The sequence below is a fragment of the Pseudomonas sp. SWRI22 genome (assembly GCF_014268395.2).
In the GTDB taxonomy this organism is placed as follows: domain Bacteria; phylum Pseudomonadota; class Gammaproteobacteria; order Pseudomonadales; family Pseudomonadaceae; genus Aquipseudomonas; species Aquipseudomonas paracarnis.
In genome coordinates this window covers 1870736-1892153 of sequence record NZ_JABWQK020000001.1, presented here as the reverse complement: position 1 = coordinate 1892153, position 21418 = coordinate 1870736, and the positions used below count along the sequence as shown (strand labels likewise).

The window sequence follows — 21418 nt, the reverse complement described above, 5'->3', positions numbered from 1 at the left end:
GTGGGAGTACTTCTACATGCAAGCGACCAAGCCGACCCACGTCCGCTATTTGATCCTGCTCATGCTGTTCCTGGTGACCACGATCAACTACGCCGACCGGGCCACCATCGCTATCGCCGGCTCCAGCCTGCAAAAAGACCTCGGTATCGACGCGGTCACCCTCGGTTATATCTTCTCTGCATTCGGTTGGGCCTACGTGGCCGGGCAAATTCCCGGTGGCTGGCTGCTCGACCGTTTCGGCTCGAAAAAAGTCTATGCCCTGAGCATTTTCACCTGGTCGCTGTTCACCGTGCTGCAAGGCTATGTCGGTGAGTTTGGCGTCTCCACTGCGGTGGTCGCGCTGTTTATGCTGCGCTTCATGGTGGGCTTGGCCGAGGCGCCGTCGTTTCCTGGAAATGCCCGTATTGTTGCGGCGTGGTTTCCTACGGCTGAACGCGGCACTGCGTCGGCGATCTTCAACTCGGCCCAGTACTTCGCCACGGTGTTGTTCGCGCCGTTGATGGGCTGGATCGTCTATCGCTTCGGCTGGCAGCACGTGTTTATCGTGATGGGGGTGATCGGCATTGTTTTCTCGCTGATCTGGCTGAAAGTTATCCACAGCCCGCGCCAGCATCCGATGATCAACGAGGCCGAGTTCAATCACATCGCCGCCAATGGCGCGATGGTCGATATGGATCAGGACAAGGGCAAGGGTAAGAAAACCGACGGGCCGAAGTGGGATTACATCCGCCAGCTCCTGACCAACCGCATGATGCTCGGCGTCTACCTGGGCCAGTACTGCATCAACGGCATCACCTACTTCTTCCTGACCTGGTTTCCGGTGTACCTGGTGCAGGAGCGTGGCATGACCATCCTCAAGGCCGGCTTCATTGCCTCGTTACCGGCGATCTGCGGCTTTATCGGCGGAGTGCTCGGCGGGGTGATTTCCGACTACCTGCTGCGCAAAGGCCATTCGCTGACCTTCGCACGCAAGGCGCCGATCATCGGTGGCCTGCTGATTTCCAGCAGCATCGTGGCGTGCAATTACGTAGACATCGAATGGATGGTGGTGGGCTTCATGGCCTTGGCCTTCTTCGGCAAAGGCGTGGGCGCATTGGGTTGGGCGGTGGTATCCGACACTTCGCCTAAACAAATCGCCGGCCTCAGTGGCGGCTTGTTCAACACCTTCGGTAACCTGGCCTCGATCACCACGCCGATTGTGATTGGCTACATCATCAGCACCACCGGCTCGTTCAAATGGGCGCTGGTGTTCGTGGGCGCCAACGCGCTGGTGGCGGTGTTCAGTTACTTGGTGATTGTCGGCCCGATCAAGCGCGTGGTGCTCAAGGAGCCGCCTACCCAGGGCCCTGAGTTGACCAACCTTTCTCAAGCGCATTCCTGAGGTTCGTGTGATGCAGTTGATTGAACATGCCGACTCGCCGCGCTCGATCCGTTTGCACGAGCGCGACAATGTGGTGATCGTGGTGAACGATCAAGGGGTACCCGCCGGTACCGAGTTTCCCGACGGCCTGGTCACCGTGGATTTCATCCCGCAGAGCCACAAGGTGACGCTGGAAGACATCCCCGAGGGCGGCCAGATTATTCGCTACGGCCAGACCATCGGTTATGCCCTGGCGCCGATTCCGCGTGGCAGTTGGGTGCAGGAGGACCAGTTGCGCATGCCCACCGCACCGCCGCTGGACAGCTTGCCGCTGTCCACCGAGGTGCCTGAAACCCAGGCGCCCCTGGAGGGGTTTACCTTCGAGGGCTATCGCAATGCGGACGGCACCGTGGGAACGCGCAACATCCTCGGCATTACCACCACCGTGCAATGCGTTACCGGCGTGCTGGACCATGCGGTCAAGCGCATCAAGGACGAGTTGCTGCCCCAGTACCCGCATGTCGATGACGTGGTGGCGCTGACCCACAGCTACGGCTGCGGCGTGGCGATTACGGCGACGGATGCCTACATCCCCATCCGCACCGTGCGCAACCTGGCGCGCAACCCCAACCTGGGCGGCGAAGCCTTGGTGATCAGCCTGGGCTGTGAAAAGCTCCAGGCCGGCCAGGTGATGCACGACAACGACAGCTCCGTGGACCTGAGCGAGCCGTGGCTGTATCGCTTGCAGGATTCCAGCCATGGCTTTACCGAAATGATCGAGCAGATCATGGCCCTGGCCGACGTGCGCTTGAAGAAACTCAACCAGCGTCGCCGCGAAACCGTGCCGGCCTCCGAGTTGATCCTGGGCATGCAGTGCGGCGGCAGCGATGCGTTCTCCGGCATCACCGCCAACCCGGCGCTGGGGTATGCCTCGGACCTGTTACTGCGCGCCGGCGCGACGGTGATGTTTTCCGAAGTGACTGAAGTGCGCGATGCGATTTACCTGCTGACCTCACGCGCGAAGAACCCGGACGTTGCCCGCGAGCTGGTCCGGGAAATGGACTGGTATGACCGTTACCTGGCCAAGGGCGAGGCAGACCGCAGCGCCAATACCACGCCGGGTAACAAGAAGGGCGGGCTGTCGAATATTGTCGAGAAGTCGTTGGGTTCCATCGTCAAATCCGGCAGCAGCGCCATCAACGGCGTACTTGGCCCTGGCGAGCGCTTCAAGGAAAAGGGCCTGATCTTCTGCGCCACACCGGCCAGTGATTTTGTCTGCGGCACCTTGCAACTGGCAGCGGGGATGAACCTGCACGTGTTCACCACCGGGCGCGGCACGCCGTATGGGTTGGCGATGGCGCCGGTGGTGAAGGTCTCCACCCGCACCGAACTGGCCCAGCGTTGGCCGGACCTGATCGATATCGACGCCGGGCGCATTGCGACGGGGCGGGCGAGTATCGAGGAGCTGGGTTGGGAGCTGTTCCACTTCTATCTGGATGTGGCCAGCGGCAAGAAGCAGACCTGGGCAGAGCGGCATAAGCTGCATAACGACATCACGCTGTTCAACCCGGCGCCGATTACCTGAAACCAGGCGCTAACCCTGTAGGAGCGAGCTTGCTCGCGAAAGACGCCAACGATAACGCGTGTTAACTGAATGAACGCGGCGCCTGGGAGTTTCTCGCGAGCAAGCTCGCTCCTACGACGGCAAGCCAGCTCCCACATTTGAATGGCGTTGCCCACACGAACCCGCTCGTACTGGCTTATCATTAGCCAACTAACGACGCCCACCAAGGTTCTCCCCGGCATGCTGGCAATCTTCCTCACCACCCTCACCATCACCGCGCCGGTGTTTGCCATGCTGTTCCTGGGCGTGTTTCTAAAGCGCATCAATTGGATCAACGACAACTTTATCCACACCGCATCGTCCCTGGTGTTCAACGTCGCCATGCCGGCGCTGCTGTTCCTTGGCATTCTGCATGCCGACCTGCACTCGGCGCTCAAGCCGGGCCTGCTCATCTACTTCTGCGTCGCCACTCTGGTGAGCTTTGCCGTGGCCTGGGGTTGGGCGATCTTTCGCTGCAAGCGCGAAGACCGAGGCATCTACGCCCAAGGCGCGTTTCGTGGCAATAACGGGGTCATCGGCCTGGCACTGGCGGCCAGTATGTACGGCGATTACGGCATATCCCTGGGCGCGATCCTCGCCGCGCTGGTGATCCTCTTTTACAACACGCTGTCGACCATTGTGCTGGCGGTCTATAGCCCGGTGATCAAGTCCGACCCGTGGAGCATCTTCAAAAGCGTATTGGCCAATCCGCTGATTATCAGCGTGATCGTCGCTACGCCGTTCGCGTACTTCCAGATCGGCGTGCCCGGTTGGCTTGAGAAATCCTTGCAGTACCTGTCCGATACCACGCTGCCGCTGGCGCTGATTTGCATCGGTGGCACCTTGTCCATGGCCGCGCTGCGCAAGAGCGGCAACATGGCGTTGAGCGCGAGCCTGATGAAGATGATCTGGCTACCGGTGATCGCCACCCTGGGCGCGTGGTTGCTGGGGTTCCGAGGGCCGGAGTTGGGGATTCTGTTCCTGTATTTCGGCGCGCCGACCGCCGCCGCAAGCTTTGTGATGGCCCGAGCGGCGCAGGGTAATCATGAGCTGGCGGCCGCGATTATCGTGATCACCACGCTGATGGCGGCGGTGACCACGAATATCGGGATTTTTGTGTTGCAGGCGGGTGGTTGGATCTGAAATCGGCGGGCAGCTTGAGGCCCCATCGCAGCGATGCGGCGACCCGACAAGCCAGCTCCCACATGTGGGCGTGTGAATACCCTCAAGTGTGGGAGCTGGCTTGCCTGCGATAGCTACAGGACAGTCACTGCTGATCGGCCTGATACGCCTCAATCACTTCCTGCGCCGCCCGAAACGCATCAATCGCCGCCGGCACCCCTGCATACACCGCGCAATGCAGCAGCGCTTCGCGGATCTCCTCCACCGTACAGCCATTATTCAGCGCACCGCGCACATGGCCCTTGAGTTCCTGCGGGCACTTGAGGGCGGTGAGGGCGGCGAGGGTGATCAGGCTGCGGGTCTTGAGCGGTAACCCTTCGCGGTTCCAGACGCTGCCCCACGCGTGCTCATTGACGAAGTCCTGCAGCGGTTGGGTGAACGCCGTGGCATTACCCAGGGCGCGGTCGACGAACGCATCGCCCATGACCTGGCGACGTACTTCAACCCCGGGTTTTTTCTGTTCGGTCATTGCGATTCCCTCTTGTGTTGGCGGTGCCAGGCGCGCAGTGAGGTGAACAACAGCAGAGCCCCTAACGCTGGCAGGACGTAATACAGCATCAATTGTTCAAGCTTGTTGGCCAGCGGCATGCCAGTGGTGAAGGCCATGACATGCAGCCCGTACGCCAGGTACAGCCCCAGCAGCACCAGCCCTTCGATACGTGTTACCCGATAGCCGGTATAGAACACCGGCAGGCACAGGATGATGGCGCCGAGCATCACCGGTAAATCGAAGTCCAGGGCGTTGGGCGAGACCGACAGCGGCGTCGGCGCCACCAGTGCGGTGAAGCCCAGCACGCCGAGCAGGTTGAACAGGTTGCTGCCGATCACGTTGCCCACGGCGATCTCCCGTTCGCCACGCAACGCGGCGATCAGCGACGTGGCAAGGCACGGCAGCGAGGTGCCGACGCCGATCAACGTGAGGCCGATGACGCGCTCCGACAATCCGAGATCGCCCGCTACATCCACCGCTGCGCCGAGCAACAAATGCCCGGCCAGCACCAGCACCAGCAAACCGCCGAGCATCAGCAGCACACTGCTCAGCCATGGCGCCTTCGCCACGGTGTCCAGAGTGCGCGGGCGGCGGGAATGACGCGTCTGGTAGTGCAATACGCCTAGGTAGGCCACCAGCGCCACCAGCAGCACGGCGCCATCGAAGGGCGTCAGCATTTCGTTAGCCGCCAGGATAAATACCAGCAGGCCGGCGACGATCATCACCGGGATATCTACGCGCACCAGTTGCCGCGAGACCCGCAACGGAATGATCAGTGCGGACAAGCCCAGGGTCACGAGGATGTTGAAGATACTGCTGCCGATGACACTGCCCACAGCGATATCCGTGTTGCCGGCCAGCGTGGCCTGAAGGCTGACGGTCATCTGCGGCGCACTGCTGCCGAAGGCGACGATGCTCAAGCCGATGATCAGTGGCCGCACCTTGAGGCTCGCCGCCAGGCGTACTGCGGCGCGTACCAGGATTTCAGCGCCGATGATCAGCAAGATCAGGCCGCCCACCAGTTCGAGCAGGCTCCAGGGTGAGAGGGCGTTCAATCCGAAAATGCTCAAGGCTGCCTCGATCAGTTGTTCAGGGCTTGCACGCGTACCCGTGCGGTACCGCTGCGCAGCATGCGCAACTGCTCGGCAGCCCTGCGTGAAACGTCGATCAGGCGGCCACGGGTATGCGGGCCGCGATCAGTGATACGCACCACGACAGAACGGTTGTTGTCGAGGTTGGTCACCTTGACCTGCGTACCGAAGGGCAGGCGCCGATGGGCGGCGGTCAAGGCGTTCTGGTTGAAAGGTTCACCGCTGGCGGTTTTCTTGCCATGGTGCTTGGCGCCGTAATAGGACGCGGTGCCGGTTTCGTCGTAGCCGTTGGGGTCGATGAGGCCGCTGGCGCAACCGGCCAGCAGGGAGGACAGGGCCAGGAGGCCGAGTAGACGCTTCATTTCAAGATGTCCCCGTTGGATCGTTCCCACGCTCTGCGTGGGAATGCAGCTGGTGACGCTACGCGTCACAAAAGCGGACGCGGAGCGTCCCGTGAGGCGTTCCCACGCAGAGCGTGGGAACGATCATGGATCAGCCTTCGAGCTTGCTTTTGAGCAGTTCGTTCACCTGTTGCGGGTTGGCTTTGCCCTTGGAGGCTTTCATCGCCTGGCCGACAAAGAAGCCGAACATCTTGCCGCGCTTGGCTTCGTCTGCGGCGCGGTATTGCTCGACCTGTTCGGCATTGGCCGCGAGCATTTCATCGAGCACGGCCGAGATGGCGCCGCTGTCGGTGACTTGTTTGAGGCCACGCTTCTCGATGATCTCGTCGGCATTGCCTTCACCGGCGGCCATCGCTTCGAACACGGTCTTGGCAATTTTGCCGGAGATGGTGTTGTCCTTGATGCGCAGCAGCATGCCACCCAGTTGTTCGGCGGTGACCGGCGCGTCGTCGATTTCCAGGCCCTGTTTGTTCAACAGGCTGCCCAGCTCGACCATCACCCAGTTGGCCGCCAGCTTGGCGTCGCCGGCAATGCTCACGACTTTTTCGAAGTAGTTGGCTTGTTCACGGCTGGAGGCCAATACGCTGGCATCGTAGACCGACAGGCCGAATTGCTCCTGGAAGCGCTCGCGTTTTTGCTGCGGCAGTTCCGGCAGGGTGGCGCGGATGTCATTGAGGAACGAATCCTCCAGCACCACCGGCAACAGGTCCGGGTCGGGGAAGTAACGGTAGTCGTTGGCTTCCTCTTTGCTGCGCATGGCGCGGGTTTCGTCTTTGTTCGGGTCGTACAGGCGCGTTTGCTGGATCACCTTGCCGCCGTCTTCGATCAGCTCGATCTGGCGACGTACTTCGCTGTTGATCGCTTTCTCAATGAAGCGGAACGAGTTGACGTTCTTGATCTCGCAGCGGGTGCCGAACTCGACCTGGCCCTTGGGGCGGATCGACACGTTGCAATCGCAACGCAGCGAGCCTTCGGCCATGTTGCCGTCGCAGATGCCCAGGTAGCGCACCAGCGCGTGGATGGTCTTGACGTAGGCCACGGCTTCCTTGGCGCTGCGCATGTCCGGCTCGGACACGATCTCCAGCAGCGGCGTGCCGGCACGGTTCAGGTCGATACCGGTGGCGCCCGGGAATTCTTCGTGCAGGCTTTTGCCGGCGTCTTCCTCCAGGTGTGCACGGGTGACGCCGACGCGCTTGATGGTGCCGTCTTCCAGTGGAATGTCCAGGTGGCCCTTGCCGACAATCGGCAGTTCCATCTGGCTGATCTGGTAGCCCTTGGGCAGGTCCGGGTAGAAGTAGTTCTTGCGCGCAAACACGTTGTGCTGGCCGATTTCGGCGTCAATCGCCAGGCCGAACATCACCGCCATGCGCACCGCTTCCTGGTTCAGCACCGGTAGCACGCCGGGCATGCCCAGGTCTACCAGGCTGGCCTGGGTATTGGGCTCGGAGCCGAACGTGGTGGCGCTACCGGAGAAAATCTTCGATTGGGTGGCGAGCTGGGTATGAATCTCCAGCCCGATCACAACTTCCCATTGCATAGTGTTCTCCTCAGAAGCCGGTAGGGGTGCGGGTGTGCCAGTCGGTGTTCAACTGGTACTGGTGCGCCACATTGAGCAGGCGGCCTTCCTGGAAATATGGGGCGAGCAATTGCACGCCCACCGGCAGGCCATCGACGAAACCTGCGGGCATGGACAAGCCCGGCAAGCCCGCGAGGTTGGCGGTGATGGTGTAGAGGTCTTCCAGGTATTCGGCGATCGGGTCGCCGGTCTTGGCGCCGATCTTCCACGCCAGGTTCGGCGCGGTCGGGCCGAGGATCACATCGACTTCTTCAAAGGCGGCCATGAAGTCGTTCTTGATCAGGCGACGGATTTTTTGCGCCTTGAGGTAGTACGCGTCGTAGTAGCCGGCCGACAGGGCGTAGGCCCCGACCATGATCCGGCGCTGCACTTCACTGCCGAAGCCTTCGCCGCGGGAGCGTTTGTACAGGTCGGTGAGGTCTTTCGGGTTCTCGCAGCGATAGCCGAAGCGCACGCCGTCGAAACGCGACAGGTTGGAAGAGGCCTCTGCTGGCGCGATCACGTAGTAGGCGGGAATCGCGTGCTGGTTGTTCGGCAGGCTGATTTCCTTGATCACGGCGCCAAGCTTTTCCAGCTCTTTGATGCTGTTTTGCACCAGTTCGGCGATACGCGGGTCGAGGCCGGCGCTGAAGTATTCCTTCGGCACGCCGATGCGCAGGCCCTTGATCGAGGTGTTCAGGCTGGCGCTGTAGTCCGGCACTGGCTCATCGATGCTGGTGGAGTCCTGTTTATCGAAGCCTGCCATGCCTTGTAACAATATTGCGCAGTCTTCAGCCGTGCGTGCCAGGGGGCCGCCCTGATCGAGACTTGAGGCGTAGGCGATCATGCCCCAGCGGGAAACGCGACCGTAGGTCGGCTTCAGGCCGGTCAGGTTGGTGAAGGCGGCTGGCTGGCGGATCGACCCGCCGGTATCGGTGGCGGTAGCGGCCGGCAGGAAGCGTGCGGCCACGGCCGCAGCCGAACCACCGGACGAACCACCCGGGACGTGTTCCAGGTTCCACGGGTTTTTCACCGCACCGTAGTAGCTGGACTCGTTGGCCGAACCCATGGCGAATTCGTCCATGTTGGTCTTGCCCAGGGTCACGGCGCCGGCGGCGGCCAGCTTGGCGACCACAGTGGCGTCGTAGGGCGCCTTGAAGTTGTCGAGCATCTTCGAGCCGCAGCTGGTGCGAATGCCCTGGGTGCAGAACAGGTCCTTGTGGGCGATCGGTGCGCCGAGCAGCGCGCCGTTCTCACCGTTGGCGCGACGGGCGTCGGCGGCCTTGGCCTGGCTCAGGGCCAGCTCCTCGGTGAGGCTGATGAAGCTGTTGACCTTCGGATCGAGCGCGGCGATACGCGCCAGCAAGGTCTGGGTCAGCTCTTCGGAAGAAAACGATTTGTCGGCGAGACCGCGGGCGATCTCGGCCAGAGTCATGTGATGCATGAAAGGCTCTTTCCCTTTAGTCGATGACTTTCGGAACCAGGTACAGGCCGTTTTCGACCGCTGGCGCGATGGACTGGTAGGCCTCGCGATTATTGCGTTCGGTCACGACGTCTGCGCGCAGGCGCTGGCTGGCTTCCAGTGGGTGAGCCAGGGGCTCGATGCCGTCGGTATTCACGGCCTGCATTTGGTCGACCAGCCCGAGAATGCTGTTCAGGGCTGCGGTGGTCTGTGGAAGATCGGCATCATTAAGGCCAAGCGAGGCCAAATGTGCGATTTTTTCCACGTCGGAGCGTTCAAGCGCCATGGGATTCTCCAGTGGAAAACAGAACGGAGGGCGTCCGTGTGTTAGATTGTCGGAACACTACCGCATTTCTACGGTCATAAGGCCGCGATTGTGGGGGTTGGTGCACAGAAAGTCGGCCAATTTAGCACATTGGCGCCTTGCCCAAAATCCCTGTCGTTGTTAGAGTTTGCCGCACTTTTTTACCCACGCGTTGCCTAGGGTCCTTTCCCCATGTTCAAGAAACTGCGTGGCATGTTTTCCAGCGATCTCTCCATTGACCTGGGCACTGCCAACACCCTTATTTACGTGCGCGAGCGCGGTATCGTTCTGAATGAGCCATCAGTTGTGGCCATTCGGACCCATGGTAATCAGAAAAGTGTCGTTGCCGTTGGCACCGAGGCCAAGCGCATGCTCGGCCGTACACCAGGCAATATTGCTGCCATTCGTCCGATGAAGGATGGCGTGATCGCCGATTTCAGCGTCTGCGAAAAGATGCTGCAGTACTTCATCAACAAAGTTCACGAAAACAGTTTCCTGCAGCCCAGCCCTCGCGTGCTGATCTGCGTTCCGTGCAAGTCCACCCAGGTGGAGCGTCGCGCCATCCGTGAATCGGCCCTTGGCGCCGGTGCCCGTGAAGTATTCCTGATCGAAGAGCCAATGGCGGCTGCGATCGGTGCCGGCCTGCCGGTGGAAGAAGCGCGCGGTTCGATGGTGGTGGATATCGGTGGTGGTACTACCGAAATCGCCCTGATTTCCCTGAACGGTGTGGTGTATGCCGAATCCGTGCGCGTGGGCGGCGACCGCTTCGACGAAGCGATCATCACTTATGTGCGTCGTAACTACGGCAGCCTGATCGGCGAATCCACCGCCGAGCGCATCAAGCAGGAAATCGGCACCGCTTACCCAGGCGGTGAAGTGCGCGAAGTCGATGTGCGCGGTCGCAACCTGGCCGAAGGCGTTCCACGTGCCTTCACCCTGAACTCCAATGAAGTGCTGGAGGCTCTGCAAGAGTCCCTGGCCACCATCGTTCAGGCGGTGAAAAGTGCCCTGGAGCAATCGCCGCCGGAGCTGGCTTCCGATATTGCCGAGCGTGGCCTGGTACTGACCGGTGGTGGCGCCTTGCTGCGCGACCTCGACAAGCTGCTGGCCCAGGAAACTGGTCTGCCGGTGATCGTTGCCGAAGACCCGCTGACCTGCGTTGCTCGTGGTGGTGGTCGTGCGCTGGAAATGATGGATAAACACACCATGGACCTGCTCTCCAGCGAATAAGATTGCCTGGATGGTTCATGCTTCGTCGGCAGGCAGCACTTTGCAGTGCTGCCTGTTGGCGTTTATCTTCTTCAATCTGCATCCAGGCCGGTTTGATGCCGTATGAATAAAGAGAACATTTGCCTGGGAGGAGCGGCTTATTAAACCGCTTTTCGCCAAAGGCCCCTCATTGGGTGTGCGCTTATTGGTGCTGACCGTGCTTTCGGTCGCGCTGATGGTGGTCGATGCCCGCTTTGCACTGCTCAAGCCGGTGCGCAGCCAGATGTCGCTGGTGTTGATGCAGACCTACTGGATCACCGACCTGCCGCAACGTCTCTTCCAGGGCGTGTCCAGCCAATTTGGCAGCCGCACCGAACTGGTCGCCGAGAACGAAAAACTCAAGACTGAAAACCTGCTGTTGCAGGGGCGCATGCAAAAGCTGGCGGCCCTCACCGAGCAGAACGTTCGGCTACGCGAGTTGCTCAATTCTTCCGCGCTGGTCAACGAAAAGGTCGAAGTGGCCGAGCTGATCGGCATGGACCCCAACCCCTTTACCCACCGCATCATCATCAACAAGGGTGAGCGCGACGGTGTGGTGCTTGGCCAGCCGGTGCTCGATGCCCGTGGCCTGATGGGCCAGGTGGTGGAGTTGATGCCCTACACCTCGCGGGTGCTGTTGCTGACGGATACGACCCACAGCATTCCGGTGCAGGTCAACCGTAACGGCTTGCGCGCAATCGCCAGCGGCACCGGTAACCCGGAACGCCTGGAGCTGCGCCATGTGGCGGATACCGCTGACATCAAGGAAGGCGACCTGTTGGTCAGCTCTGGCCTGGGCCAGCGCTTCCCGGCGGGTTATCCGGTGGCGACGGTCAAAGAGGTGATCCACGATTCCGGCCAGCCGTTCGCTATCGTTCGGGCGGTACCGACTGCCGCGCTGAACCGCAGCCGTTACCTGCTGCTGGTGTTCAGCGACAACCGCACCCCGGAAGAGCGCGCTAACGACGCTGCCCAGGCCCAGGAAGCGGAGGACCAGCAGAATGGCACCGCGCCTATCGTGCCGGCCACGGTGCCAAAACCTGCTTTTGTTGGCCCACCTGCACCCGCGCCAGCCACGTCACCTGCACCGGCAGCTGCAGCACCTGTGGCAACGCCGGCCAAACCTGCCGCGCATAACGCGCGCCCGGCTAAACCGACCGCCGCTCCGGCCACCACACCGCAGAGGGGGGACTAATGGCGGGTACTCATTCACGCAATGGCTGGATCGTCTGGCTGACCTTCGCCATCGGCTTGCTGCTCAGCGTCTCGCCGCTGCCGCAGTTCATGGAAATCCTTCGCCCGCTCTGGCTGGCCTTGTTGCTGGCGTTCTGGTCATTGAACCTGCCGCACAAGGTGGGCATGGTCACGGCCATGTGCCTGGGGTTGGCCGAAGATGTGCTGTATGGCACCTTGCTAGGCCAGAACGCGTTGATCCTGACCCTGATTACCTTTCTGGTGCTGTCGCTGCAGCAGCGCTTGCGCATGTTCCCGATGTGGCAGCAGTGCCTGGTGATCCTGGTGATATTCGGCCTGGCGCAGTTGGTGCAACTATGGCTCAGCGCGTTGACCGGCAACCGCCAGCCGACCCTGGCCTTGGTTCTGCCGGCGCTGGTCAGCGCCTTGTTATGGCCCTGGATCAGTTTTGGCCTGCGTGGGCTGCGTCGTCGCTATAAAATCAATTGAATGGATTGCGAGGCTCTGCCTGGTTATCGAACCCCACAGGGAGAGTCTGCAATGAATTCGCTTTATCTGGCCTCGGGCTCCCCGCGGCGACGTGAACTGCTGGCCCAGATCGGTGTGCCCTTCACCCTGGTCAGCGCCGCTATTGATGAAACTCCCCTGAACGACGAACCTGCCGTTGCCTATGTCGAGCGCCTTGCGCGGGGCAAGGCGACGGCAGGTTTTGTCGCGCTTGGCCACACCTCGGGCACCTGCGTACTGGGGGCCGACACGGCGGTGATTGTCGATGGGCGGATCCTGGGCAAGCCGGTGGACCAGGCTGATGCACTGGCCATGCTGATGGCCCTTTCCGGCCGCGAGCATGAAGTGCTCACCGCCATCGCCCTGACCGACGGCCAGCAATGTGAAACCCGATGTGTCAGCAGCCGTGTACGTTTCCGCGAGGTTTCTGTGCGGGAGGCTACCACCTACTGGCACAGTGGCGAACCGCAGGACAAGGCCGGCGGCTATGCTATCCAAGGGCTGGGCTCGGTGTTTGTGGCCGGGCTGAATGGCAGTTATTCCGCCGTGGTGGGCCTGCCAGTCTGCGAAACCGCGCAACTGCTCGCCCAATTCGGCATACCCTGTTGGCAAAACCTTACCGTGTGCTGAACGCCGTATTCCAGCGCCAAGCCTTAAGCGAACGGTCACTATTGTGAAAACGCCTGAACGAGACCCAGCCATGAGTGAAGAGATTCTGATCAATATCACGCCGATGGAATCGCGCGTGGCGGTGGTAGAGAACGGTGTTCTGCAAGAAGTGCATGTCGAGCGCACCCAGAAGCGCGGGATCGTCGGCAATATCTACAAAGGCAAGGTGGTGCGCGTATTGCCGGGCATGCAGGCGGCCTTCGTCGACATCGGCCTGGACCGTGCAGCGTTTATCCATGCCTCGGAAATTTCCTTGCGCGAGGGCCCTGCGGTGGAAAGCATCAGCGCTCTGGTGCACGAGGGCCAGAGCCTGGTGGTGCAAGTCACCAAGGACCCCATCGGTTCCAAGGGCGCCCGCTTGACCACCCAGCTGTCGATTCCCTCGCGCTACCTGGTGTACATGCCGCGCACCGCCCATGTGGGCATTTCCTTGAAGATCGAAGATGAAGCCGAGCGCGAGCGTCTGAAGAAGGTGGTCAGCGACTGCGTCGCCGCCGAGGGCATCAAGGAAGCGGGCGGGTTTATCCTGCGCACCGCCGCAGAAGGCGCGGGCGCTGACGAGATCCTCATGGATATTCGCTACCTGCGGCGCTTGTGGGACCAAATCGACGCGCAGATCAAGACCATTGGCGCGCCCAGCGTCATTTATGAAGACCTTGGCCTGGCGCTGCGCACGCTGCGCGACCTGGTCAGCCCGAAGATCGAGAAAATTCGCATCGACTCGCGGGAAACCTTCCAGCGCACCACGCAATTTGTCGCTGAGTTGATGCCAGAAATCGCCGATCGCCTGGAACACTACCCCGGCGAGCGGCCGATATTCGACCTGTATGGCGTCGAAGACGAAATCCAGAAAGCCCTGGAGCGCAAGGTGCCACTCAAGTCCGGCGGCTACCTGGTGGTGGACCCGGCAGAAGCCATGACCACCATCGACGTCAACACCGGTGCCTTCGTGGGCCATCGCAACCTTGAAGAGACGATCTTCAAGACCAACCTCGAAGCGGCCACGGCCATCGCTCGTCAACTGCGCCTGCGTAACCTGGGCGGCATCATCATCATCGACTTCATCGACATGGAAGATGAAGAGCACCAGCGCCAGGTGCTGCGTACGCTTGAAAAACAACTGGAGCGCGATCACGCCAAGACCAACATCATCGGCATCACCGAGTTGGGCCTGGTGCAGATGACCCGCAAGCGCACGCGTGAGAGCCTGGAACAGGTACTGTGCGAGCCGTGCAGCAGTTGCCAGGGGCGCGGCAAACTGAAGACCCCGGAAACGGTTTGCTACGAGATTTTCCGTGAGATCCTGCGGGAGGCACGCGCCTATCAGGCCGAAGGTTATAGAGTGCTTGCCAATCAGAAGGTGGTGGATCGCCTGCTGGACGAAGAGTCCGGTAACGTCGCCGAACTGGAAAGTTTTATCGGTCGCACCATTCGCTTCCAGGTCGAAACCATGTATTCCCAGGAACAATACGACGTGGTGTTGCTCTGATCCCCAACTGTGCACTTTCTTCGAGACCGGCAGACCTTGATCTGCCGTCCGCTAACTGTTTTTTGAGGGTCGCCTGACATGGAGCGTCTGATACGCTTTTTTGCCGCTTTGACCCGTTGGGGCCTGGGCCTGTGTGCGTTGTTGCTGGTATTGGCGGCGGTGTACGTGAGCCTGGGGCGCGAACTTACCCCGCTGGTGGCCGAATACCGCGCCGAAGTCGAGGCCAAGGCCCAGGCTGCGCTGGATACGCCGCTGCATATCGGCAGCCTTGAAGGCCGCTGGAGCGGGTTTGCCCCGGTATTGCTGGCCCATGACGTCATGGTGGGCGAGGGCAGCAGTGCCTTGCGCCTGGACCAGGTGGAAGTGGTGCCGGATATGTGGGCCAGCCTGTTGGCCCGCGAAGTGCGTATCGCCCATCTGCAAGTCAGTGGCTTGCAACTGAGTGTCAAGGAAGACCAGGACGGCCGCTGGACCCTGCAAGGCTTGCCGGTGCAGGACGACCAGCCGTTGGACCCGCAACAACTGCTGACGCGCATGCAAATGGTCAAGCGCGTGTCGGTGCTGGACAGCCAGGTGACCCTGCAACCCTTCGACCAGGCACCAGTGACCGTGACCTATGTGGGCCTGAGCCTGCATACCGGCATGAGCCAGCAGCGTCTGGACGCTCGCCTGACATTGCCCGATGGCCAACCGTTGGCGGTCAGCCTGCGTAGCCGCATTCGTGCCAGCCAGTGGCAAGACGCTGAGGTCGATGCCTACCTGAGCCTGCCGCAGAGCGACTGGGCCAAGTGGATTCCCGCCAAACTGACCCAGCAATGGAAGCTGACGCAATTGAAGGCTGGCGGCGAGTTTTGGCTCAGTTGGGCCAAAGGTACGGTGCAAAGCGCTGCCGTGCGCCTCAATTCGCCCCAAGTGAAGGGCAGCTATGCCGACCGTAAGCCGGTACACCTCGAAAACCTGGCCCTGACCGCCTACCTGCAGCGCAGTGACACTGGCCTCAAGGTGCTGTTTGATTCCCTGGCGATGAACATTGGCGAAACCCGCTGGGAGTCGCGCCTGCAATTGCAGCAAAGCCTGGCGACCGACAAGGAACAGGAAGTGTGGAAATTGCAGGCCGACCGCCTCGACCTGACCCCCATTACCCCGTTGCTCAACGCCTTGGCGCCGCTGCCGGACGGTTTCGCCAAGGCCGTCGAACACCTCAAAGCCACTGGCCTGTTACGCAATGTGCTGGTGGACTTCCGACCGCAAGACACCACCGATCGCAAACTCAGTTTTGCCGCCAACCTGGAGCGTGTCGGCTTCGATGCCTACTTTGGCGCGCCGGCCGCACGCAATGTGTCCGGCAGCATCAGTGGCGACCTGGGCCAAGGTGAGTTGCGCATGGACAGCAAGGACTTTTCCTTGCATCTGTATCCGATCTTCGCCAAGCCGTGGCAGTACATCCAGGCCAATGCGCGCCTGACCTGGAAGTTGGACAAGCAAGGCTTCACCCTGATCGCCCCGTATATCAAGGTCCTGGGCGAGGAAGGCAAGGTGGCGGCGGACTTCCTGATTCGTCTGCATTTCGACCACAGCCAGGAAGACTACATGGACCTGCGGGTCGGCATGGTCGATGGCGATGGCCGTTTCACCCCGAAGTACCTACCGGCCGTGTTGAGCCCGGCGCTGGATGAATGGCTGCGCACGGCGATCCTAAAGGGCGCGGTGGACGAAGGCTTCTTCCAGTACCAGGGCTCGCTCAGCCACAATGCGCTGCCTGCGTCGCGCAATATCAGCCTGTTCTTCAAGGTGCATGATGCCGAGCTCGCCTTCCAGCCGGGCTGGCCTCATGTGAACAAGGTCAATGGCGAAGTGTTTGTCGAGGAGAGCGGCGTACGCATTCTGGCGAGCAAGGGCCAGTTGCTCGACACCCAGGTCAAGGATGTCTACGTCAATATCCCCCACGCCCCAGCGGGCGGGGACAGTCATCTGCTGCTCACGGGCGGGTTCTCCGGCGGCTTGGGCGACGGCCTGAAGATCCTTCAAGAAGCCCCTATCGGCACGGCGTCTACGTTTGCCGGCTGGAAAGGCGAGGGCGACCTGCAAGGTGGCCTGGACCTGGACGTACCGCTGGCCAAAGGCACTGAGCCCAAGATCGTGGTGGACTTCAAGACCGACAAGGCGCGCCTGCAATTGGCCGAGCCGCCGCTGGACCTGACCCAGCTCAAGGGTGATTTTCGCTTCGACAGCGCCAAGGGCCTGAGCGGGCAGAAGATCTCGGCCCAGGCGTTCGACCGCCCCATCACGGCGCAGATCTTTGCCGAAGGCAAACCGGGCAATATCAGCACGCGGGTGACTGCCAATGGCCAGGTCACCGTCAAGCGCCTTACGGACTGGTTGAAAATCAGCCAGCCGTTGCCGGTCTCCGGCGATATTCCGTACCAGTTGCAAGTGATCCTGGACGGCGCGGACAGCCAGTTGATGGTCAACTCCAACCTCAAGGGTGTCGCGGTGGACCTGCCGGCACCGTTCGGCATGCCCGCCAGCCAGGGGCGTGACAGCACCTTTCGCATGACCTTGCAGGGTGCTGAGCGCCGTTACTGGTTTGATTACGGCGAGTTGGCGAATTTCACTTTTGCCGCGCCGCCGGACAAGTTCAATGATGGCCGCGGCGAACTGTTCCTCGGCGACGGTGATGCCATGTTGCCCGGTGCCAAGGGCCTGCGCATTCGTGGCGTGCTGTCGGAACTGGATATCGATCCCTGGAAGAAACTTGTGGATCGCTACGCGGGCAATGATCCAGGTGGCAATGCCAAGCAGCTGCTCAGCGGTGCGGACTTCAAGGTGGGCAAACTGACCGGGTTTGGTACCCAGTTTGATCAGGTCAGCTTGCAGCTCGATCGCAAACCAGCGGCCTGGGGCCTGCAACTCGATAGCCAGCAAGCCAAGGGCGCGGTGAACCTGCCGGACGCCAAAGGCGCGCCGATTGCGGTCAACCTCAAGTATGTGAAATTGCCTGCGCCAGACCCGACCGCGCAGGCGGACGAAAACGCGCCGGACCCGCTGGCCGATATCGACCCAAAAAGCATTCCGGCGCTGGATATTGCCGTCGACCAGCTGTTCCAGGGCTCGGACCTGATCGGGGCCTGGTCGCTGAGGATCCGCCCCACCGCCAAAGGGCTGGCCTTCAATAACCTCGACCTTGGCCTCAAGGGCATGCTGCTCAAGGGCGCCGGGGGTTGGGAAGGTGCGCCAGGCGCCAGCAGCAGTTGGTACAAGGGCCGCCTCGATGGGCGCAACATTGCCGACGTGCTCAAGGGCTGGGGTTTTGCGCCTACGGTGACCAGCGAAGACTTTCATCTGGACGTGGATGGCCGCTGGCCGGGGTCGCCGGCCTGGGTCGGGCCCAAGCGGTTTTCCGGCAGTCTGGATGCCGCGTTCCGTAAAGGTCAGTTCGTCGAAGTGGAGGGCGGTGCCCAGGCATTGCGAGTGTTTGGCCTGCTTAACTTCAACTCCATTGGCCGGCGTTTGCGTTTGGACTTTTCCGACTTGTTCGGCAAGGGCTTGAGCTACGACCGGGTCAAAGGCTTGTTGGCCGCCAGTAATGGCGTGTTCGTGACCCGCGAGCCCATCACCATGACCGGGCCTTCCACCAACTTGGAGCTTAACGGCACCCTGGATCTGGTGGCCGATCGCGTCGACGCCAAATTGCTGGTCACCTTGCCTGTGACCAACAACCTGCCGATTGCGGCGCTGATTGTCGGTGCGCCGGCCATTGGTGGTGCGCTGTTTTTGATCGACAAGCTGATCGGTGACCGGGTTTCGCGCTTCGCCAGTGTGCAATACAAGGTGCAAGGCCCCTGGAAGGATCCAAAAATCACCTTCGACAAGCCATTTGAAAAGCCAAACTGAGAGCCTGTGGAGTAGCATGGCCCCATGCCCTGTCTGGAGTGTCGGCCCATGTCCTTTGCGGTAATTCAAATGGTCAGCCAGAGTGACGTGCTGGCCAACCTCGCCCAGGCGCGTCGCCTGCTGGAGCAGGCGGCGGCCGATGGTGCGAAACTCGCGGTGCTGCCAGAGAATTTCGCCGCCATGGGCCGCCGCGACTTGGCCGACATTGGCCGCGCCGAGGCGTTGGGCCAAGGGCCTGTGCTGCCCTGGTTGAAACAGGCCGCCCGCGACCTCACCTTATGGATAGTGGCCGGCACATTGCCGCTGCCGCCCAAGGACCAGCCCCACGCCAAACCCAATGCTTGCTCGCTGCTGATCAATGATCAGGGTGAAATCGTCGCTCGCTACGACAAACTCCATCTGTTTGATGTGGACGTGGCGGATGCTCGCGGTCGTTATCGCGAATCTGACGACTATGCTTTCGGTAACCATGTGGTGGTGGCGGATACGCCGGTGGGCCGTGTGGGGTTGACGGTGTGTTACGACCTGCGTTTCCCCGAGCTGTACAGCGAGTTACGTGCGGCGGGGGCTGAACTGATTACCGCGCCCTCGGCCTTCACGGCGGTGACCGGGGCTGCACACTGGGATGTGCTGATTCGCGCACGTGCCATCGAAACCCAGTGCTACCTGCTGGCAGCCGCCCAGGGCGGTGTGCACCCAGGCCCACGGGAAACGTTTGGCCATGCGGCGATTGTCGACCCTTGGGGCCGAGTGCTGGCGCAACAGGATCAAGGCGAAGCGGTGTTACTGGCCGAACGCGATAGCAGTGAACAGGCGTCGATACGGACGCGCATGCCGGTGGCCAATCACCGGCGCTTTTTCTCGCAGGGCGCGCAGCGGCCTGCTTCAGAACGATGAATTTAAGGCCAAACCTATGAGCGAGTTGTTGTCCTCAGTCAGTGATCACCTCCTGGCACCCGGTGGCGTGACCATCGAAAGCCTGCAAGCCGTGCTCGGCGATCTGGCCGGGCCGGGTATCGATGCGGCTGACCTGTATTTCCAGGGGCAGATTTCCGAGTCCTGGGCGTTGGAAGATGGGATCGTCAAGGAAGGCAGTTTCAACCTTGACCAGGGCGTAGGCGTCCGCGCGCAATCGGGTGAGAAGACCGGCTTTGCCTACAGTAATGCGATCACCCTGGAGGCCCTGGGCCTGGCGGCGCGTGCCGCCCGTTCGATCTCCCGTGCCGGGCAGAATGGCACGGTGCAGGCGTTCAGTACCCAGGACGTGGCGCAGTTGTATGCGCCGGATAACCCCTTGGAAGTGATCAGTCGTGCGGAAAAGGTAGAGCTGCTCAAGCGTATCGACGCTGCTACCCGTGCCTTGGACCCGCGTATCCAGCAAGTGACCGTGAGCATGGCTGGCGTGTGGGAGCGCATCCTCGTGGCGTCCACCGACGGTGGGCTGGCGGCGGATGTACGGCCGCTGGTGCGTTTCAATGTGAGTGTGATCGTCGAACAGAACGGGCGCCGCGAGCGCGGTGGTCATGGCGGCGGCGGACGCACCGACTACCGTTATTTCCTTGCTGACGACCGTGCCATGGGCTATGCCCGTGAGGCGCTGCGCCAGGCATTGGTCAACCTGGAAGCGATTCCCGCGCCGGCCGGCACCTTGCCGGTGGTGCTGGGTTCGGGTTGGTCTGGCGTGTTGCTCCACGAAGCCGTGGGCCATGGCCTGGAAGGCGATTTCAACCGCAAGGGCAGTTCCGCCTACAGCGGGCGCATGGGCGAAATGGTTGCGTCCAAGCTGTGCACAATTGTCGATGACGGCACCCTGGCCGGCCGCCGTGGTTCGCTGAGCGTCGATGACGAAGGCACGCCGACCGAATGCACCACCCTGATCGAGAACGGCGTGCTCAAGGGCTACATGCAAGACAAGCTCAACGCCCGCCTGATGGGCGTGGCGCGCACCGGTAACGGCCGTCGTGAGTCCTATGCGCATCTACCGATGCCGCGCATGACCAACACCTACATGCTCGGTGGTCAAAGCGATCCGGCAGAAATCATTGCCTCGGTAAAACGCGGTATCTACTGCGCCAACCTCGGCGGCGGCCAGGTGGATATCACCAGCGGCAAGTTCGTGTTCTCCACCAGCGAGGCGTACCTGATCGAAGACGGCAAGATTACCGCGCCGGTCAAAGGGGCGACGCTGATTGGTAACGGGCCGGAAGCCATGAGCAAGGTGTCGATGGTCGGTAACGACCTGTCGCTGGACAGCGGCGTGGGCACGTGCGGCAAGGATGGGCAGTCGGTGCCGGTAGGTGTCGGCCAGCCAACTTTGAAAATTGATGCGATTACCGTGGGTGGCACGGGATCGTAGGAGCCGGAGCTTCGGGTGGCGAAGACCGCCACCCGGGGAAGAGGATCAGCGCAGACCGCGTTGAGTCTCGTCCAGCTCACGGATGTACTTGAAGATTTTACGGCTGGTGGCCGGCGCCTTGTTATGCGCCAGCTCGTGCTGGGCCTGACGGATCAGGGAGCGCAATTGCTGGCGGTCCGCGTCCGGATAGTCCAGTACGAATTTCTCCAGCACCGCGTCATCGCCCGAGATCAGGCGGTCACGCCAACGTTCCAGGTTGTGGAAGCGTTCGTTGTACTGGCGAGTGGAGGCATCGGTTTGATCGAGCAAAGTCAGAATGGCGTCAATGTCTTGGTCGCGCATCAGTTTGCCGATAAACGAGATGTGCCGTTTACGCGCGATATTCGCGGTGTGCTTGGGCGCATCGGCCAGGGCCCGACGCATTTCGTCGGTCAGTGGCAGTTTGGCAACCAAATCCTTTTTGAGCGTTGTAAGGCGCTCGCCAAGGTCAACCAGAGCATGCAGCTCACGTTTGACCTGGGTTTTGCTTTTCTCCCCATCGAGGGAGTCGTCGTAAGAATCAACCATGGTGGCAGTCCGCAAAGAAACGCCGCCATGATAACCAGTCGGGGGC

18 protein-coding genes are annotated in these 21418 nt (G+C 61.4%); 11 read left to right on the top strand and 7 right to left on the bottom strand.

Annotation, left to right across the window (positions count from 1 at the left end):
* The first annotated feature begins 16 nt into the window (after positions 1-16).
* The 3 genes from HU730_RS08300 (at position 17) to HU730_RS08290 (ending at position 4106) form a co-directional block, all read left to right on the top strand.
* Complete coding sequence (locus HU730_RS08300) at positions 17-1381, top strand: MFS transporter (RefSeq protein WP_003188541.1); 1365 nt, start codon at positions 17-19, stop codon at positions 1379-1381.
* 10 nt (positions 1382-1391) lie between these two features.
* Entirely contained in the window at positions 1392-2945 is a 1554-nt protein-coding gene (garD, locus tag HU730_RS08295) for a galactarate dehydratase (protein ID WP_032903376.1), read from the top strand.
* Positions 2946-3164: 219 nt separating this feature from the next.
* The gene (locus tag HU730_RS08290; RefSeq protein WP_034126295.1) at positions 3165-4106 is read left to right on the top strand and encodes an AEC family transporter; all 942 of its coding nucleotides are present in this window, start codon (positions 3165-3167) and stop codon (positions 4104-4106) included.
* Positions 4107-4230: 124 nt separating this feature from the next.
* Here the strand turns inward: HU730_RS08290 and HU730_RS08285 are convergent, their stop codons facing one another.
* The 6 genes from HU730_RS08285 to gatC form a co-directional block, all read right to left on the bottom strand.
* Positions 4231-4614: a carboxymuconolactone decarboxylase family protein gene (locus tag HU730_RS08285; RefSeq protein ID WP_034126296.1), complete on the bottom strand. Its 384-nt coding sequence runs from the start codon at positions 4612-4614 to the stop codon at positions 4231-4233.
* Positions 4611-5690, bottom strand: a complete 1080-nt coding sequence (locus HU730_RS08280) for a calcium/sodium antiporter (protein ID WP_054897025.1) — start codon at positions 5688-5690, stop codon at positions 4611-4613. The genes HU730_RS08285 and HU730_RS08280 overlap by 4 nt, the downstream gene beginning before the upstream one ends.
* 26 nt (positions 5691-5716) lie before the next feature.
* Positions 5717-6088 (bottom strand): septal ring lytic transglycosylase RlpA family protein, encoded by a 372-nt coding sequence (locus HU730_RS08275; protein ID WP_060764722.1) that lies wholly within the window; start codon positions 6086-6088, stop codon positions 5717-5719.
* Positions 6089-6218: 130 nt separating this feature from the next.
* Positions 6219-7664, bottom strand: a complete 1446-nt coding sequence (gene gatB, locus HU730_RS08270; RefSeq protein ID WP_054897023.1) for an Asp-tRNA(Asn)/Glu-tRNA(Gln) amidotransferase subunit GatB — start codon at positions 7662-7664, stop codon at positions 6219-6221.
* Positions 7665-7674: 10 nt separating this feature from the next.
* Positions 7675-9126, bottom strand: coding sequence for an Asp-tRNA(Asn)/Glu-tRNA(Gln) amidotransferase subunit GatA (gene gatA / locus HU730_RS08265; protein ID WP_014716920.1), 1452 nt, complete (start codon positions 9124-9126; stop codon positions 7675-7677).
* 16 nt (positions 9127-9142) lie between these two features.
* Complete coding sequence (gatC, locus tag HU730_RS08260; RefSeq protein ID WP_003188556.1) at positions 9143-9430, bottom strand: Asp-tRNA(Asn)/Glu-tRNA(Gln) amidotransferase subunit GatC; 288 nt, start codon at positions 9428-9430, stop codon at positions 9143-9145.
* Positions 9431-9640: 210 nt separating this feature from the next.
* Between gatC and mreB the strand changes: the two genes are divergently transcribed.
* From mreB to tldD, 8 genes are all read left to right on the top strand, one after another.
* Entirely contained in the window at positions 9641-10678 is a 1038-nt protein-coding gene (gene mreB / locus HU730_RS08255; protein ID WP_002555108.1) for a rod shape-determining protein MreB, read from the top strand.
* A 139-nt stretch (positions 10679-10817) separates the two neighbouring features.
* Positions 10818-11891, top strand: coding sequence for a rod shape-determining protein MreC (gene mreC / locus HU730_RS08250; RefSeq protein ID WP_072447076.1), 1074 nt, complete (start codon positions 10818-10820; stop codon positions 11889-11891).
* Positions 11891-12379, top strand: a complete 489-nt coding sequence (gene mreD, locus HU730_RS08245) for a rod shape-determining protein MreD (RefSeq protein WP_003188558.1) — start codon at positions 11891-11893, stop codon at positions 12377-12379. The genes mreC and mreD overlap by 1 nt, the downstream gene beginning before the upstream one ends.
* Before the next feature lie 51 nt (positions 12380-12430).
* Complete coding sequence (locus HU730_RS08240; RefSeq protein ID WP_054897022.1) at positions 12431-13027, top strand: Maf family protein; 597 nt, start codon at positions 12431-12433, stop codon at positions 13025-13027.
* A gap of 70 nt (positions 13028-13097) precedes the next feature.
* Positions 13098-14555 carry a ribonuclease G gene (rng, locus tag HU730_RS08235; protein WP_003188562.1) on the top strand — a complete coding sequence of 486 codons (1458 nt, stop codon included), beginning with the start codon at positions 13098-13100 and terminating at the stop codon, positions 14553-14555.
* Positions 14556-14633: 78 nt separating this feature from the next.
* Positions 14634-18449 carry a YhdP family protein gene (locus HU730_RS08230; RefSeq protein ID WP_186527577.1) on the top strand — a complete coding sequence of 1272 codons (3816 nt, stop codon included), beginning with the start codon at positions 14634-14636 and terminating at the stop codon, positions 18447-18449.
* Between the two features lie 48 nt (positions 18450-18497).
* Positions 18498-19346, top strand: a complete 849-nt coding sequence (locus HU730_RS08225; protein WP_034126303.1) for a carbon-nitrogen hydrolase family protein — start codon at positions 18498-18500, stop codon at positions 19344-19346.
* Between the two features lie 16 nt (positions 19347-19362).
* Entirely contained in the window at positions 19363-20805 is a 1443-nt protein-coding gene (gene tldD / locus HU730_RS08220) for a metalloprotease TldD (protein WP_034126304.1), read from the top strand.
* A gap of 45 nt (positions 20806-20850) precedes the next feature.
* On the opposite strand, the gene yjgA is transcribed toward tldD, so the two are convergent.
* Entirely contained in the window at positions 20851-21372 is a 522-nt protein-coding gene (gene yjgA, locus HU730_RS08215) for a ribosome biogenesis factor YjgA (protein ID WP_003188568.1), read from the bottom strand.
* Between the last annotated feature and the right edge of the window lie 46 nt (positions 21373-21418).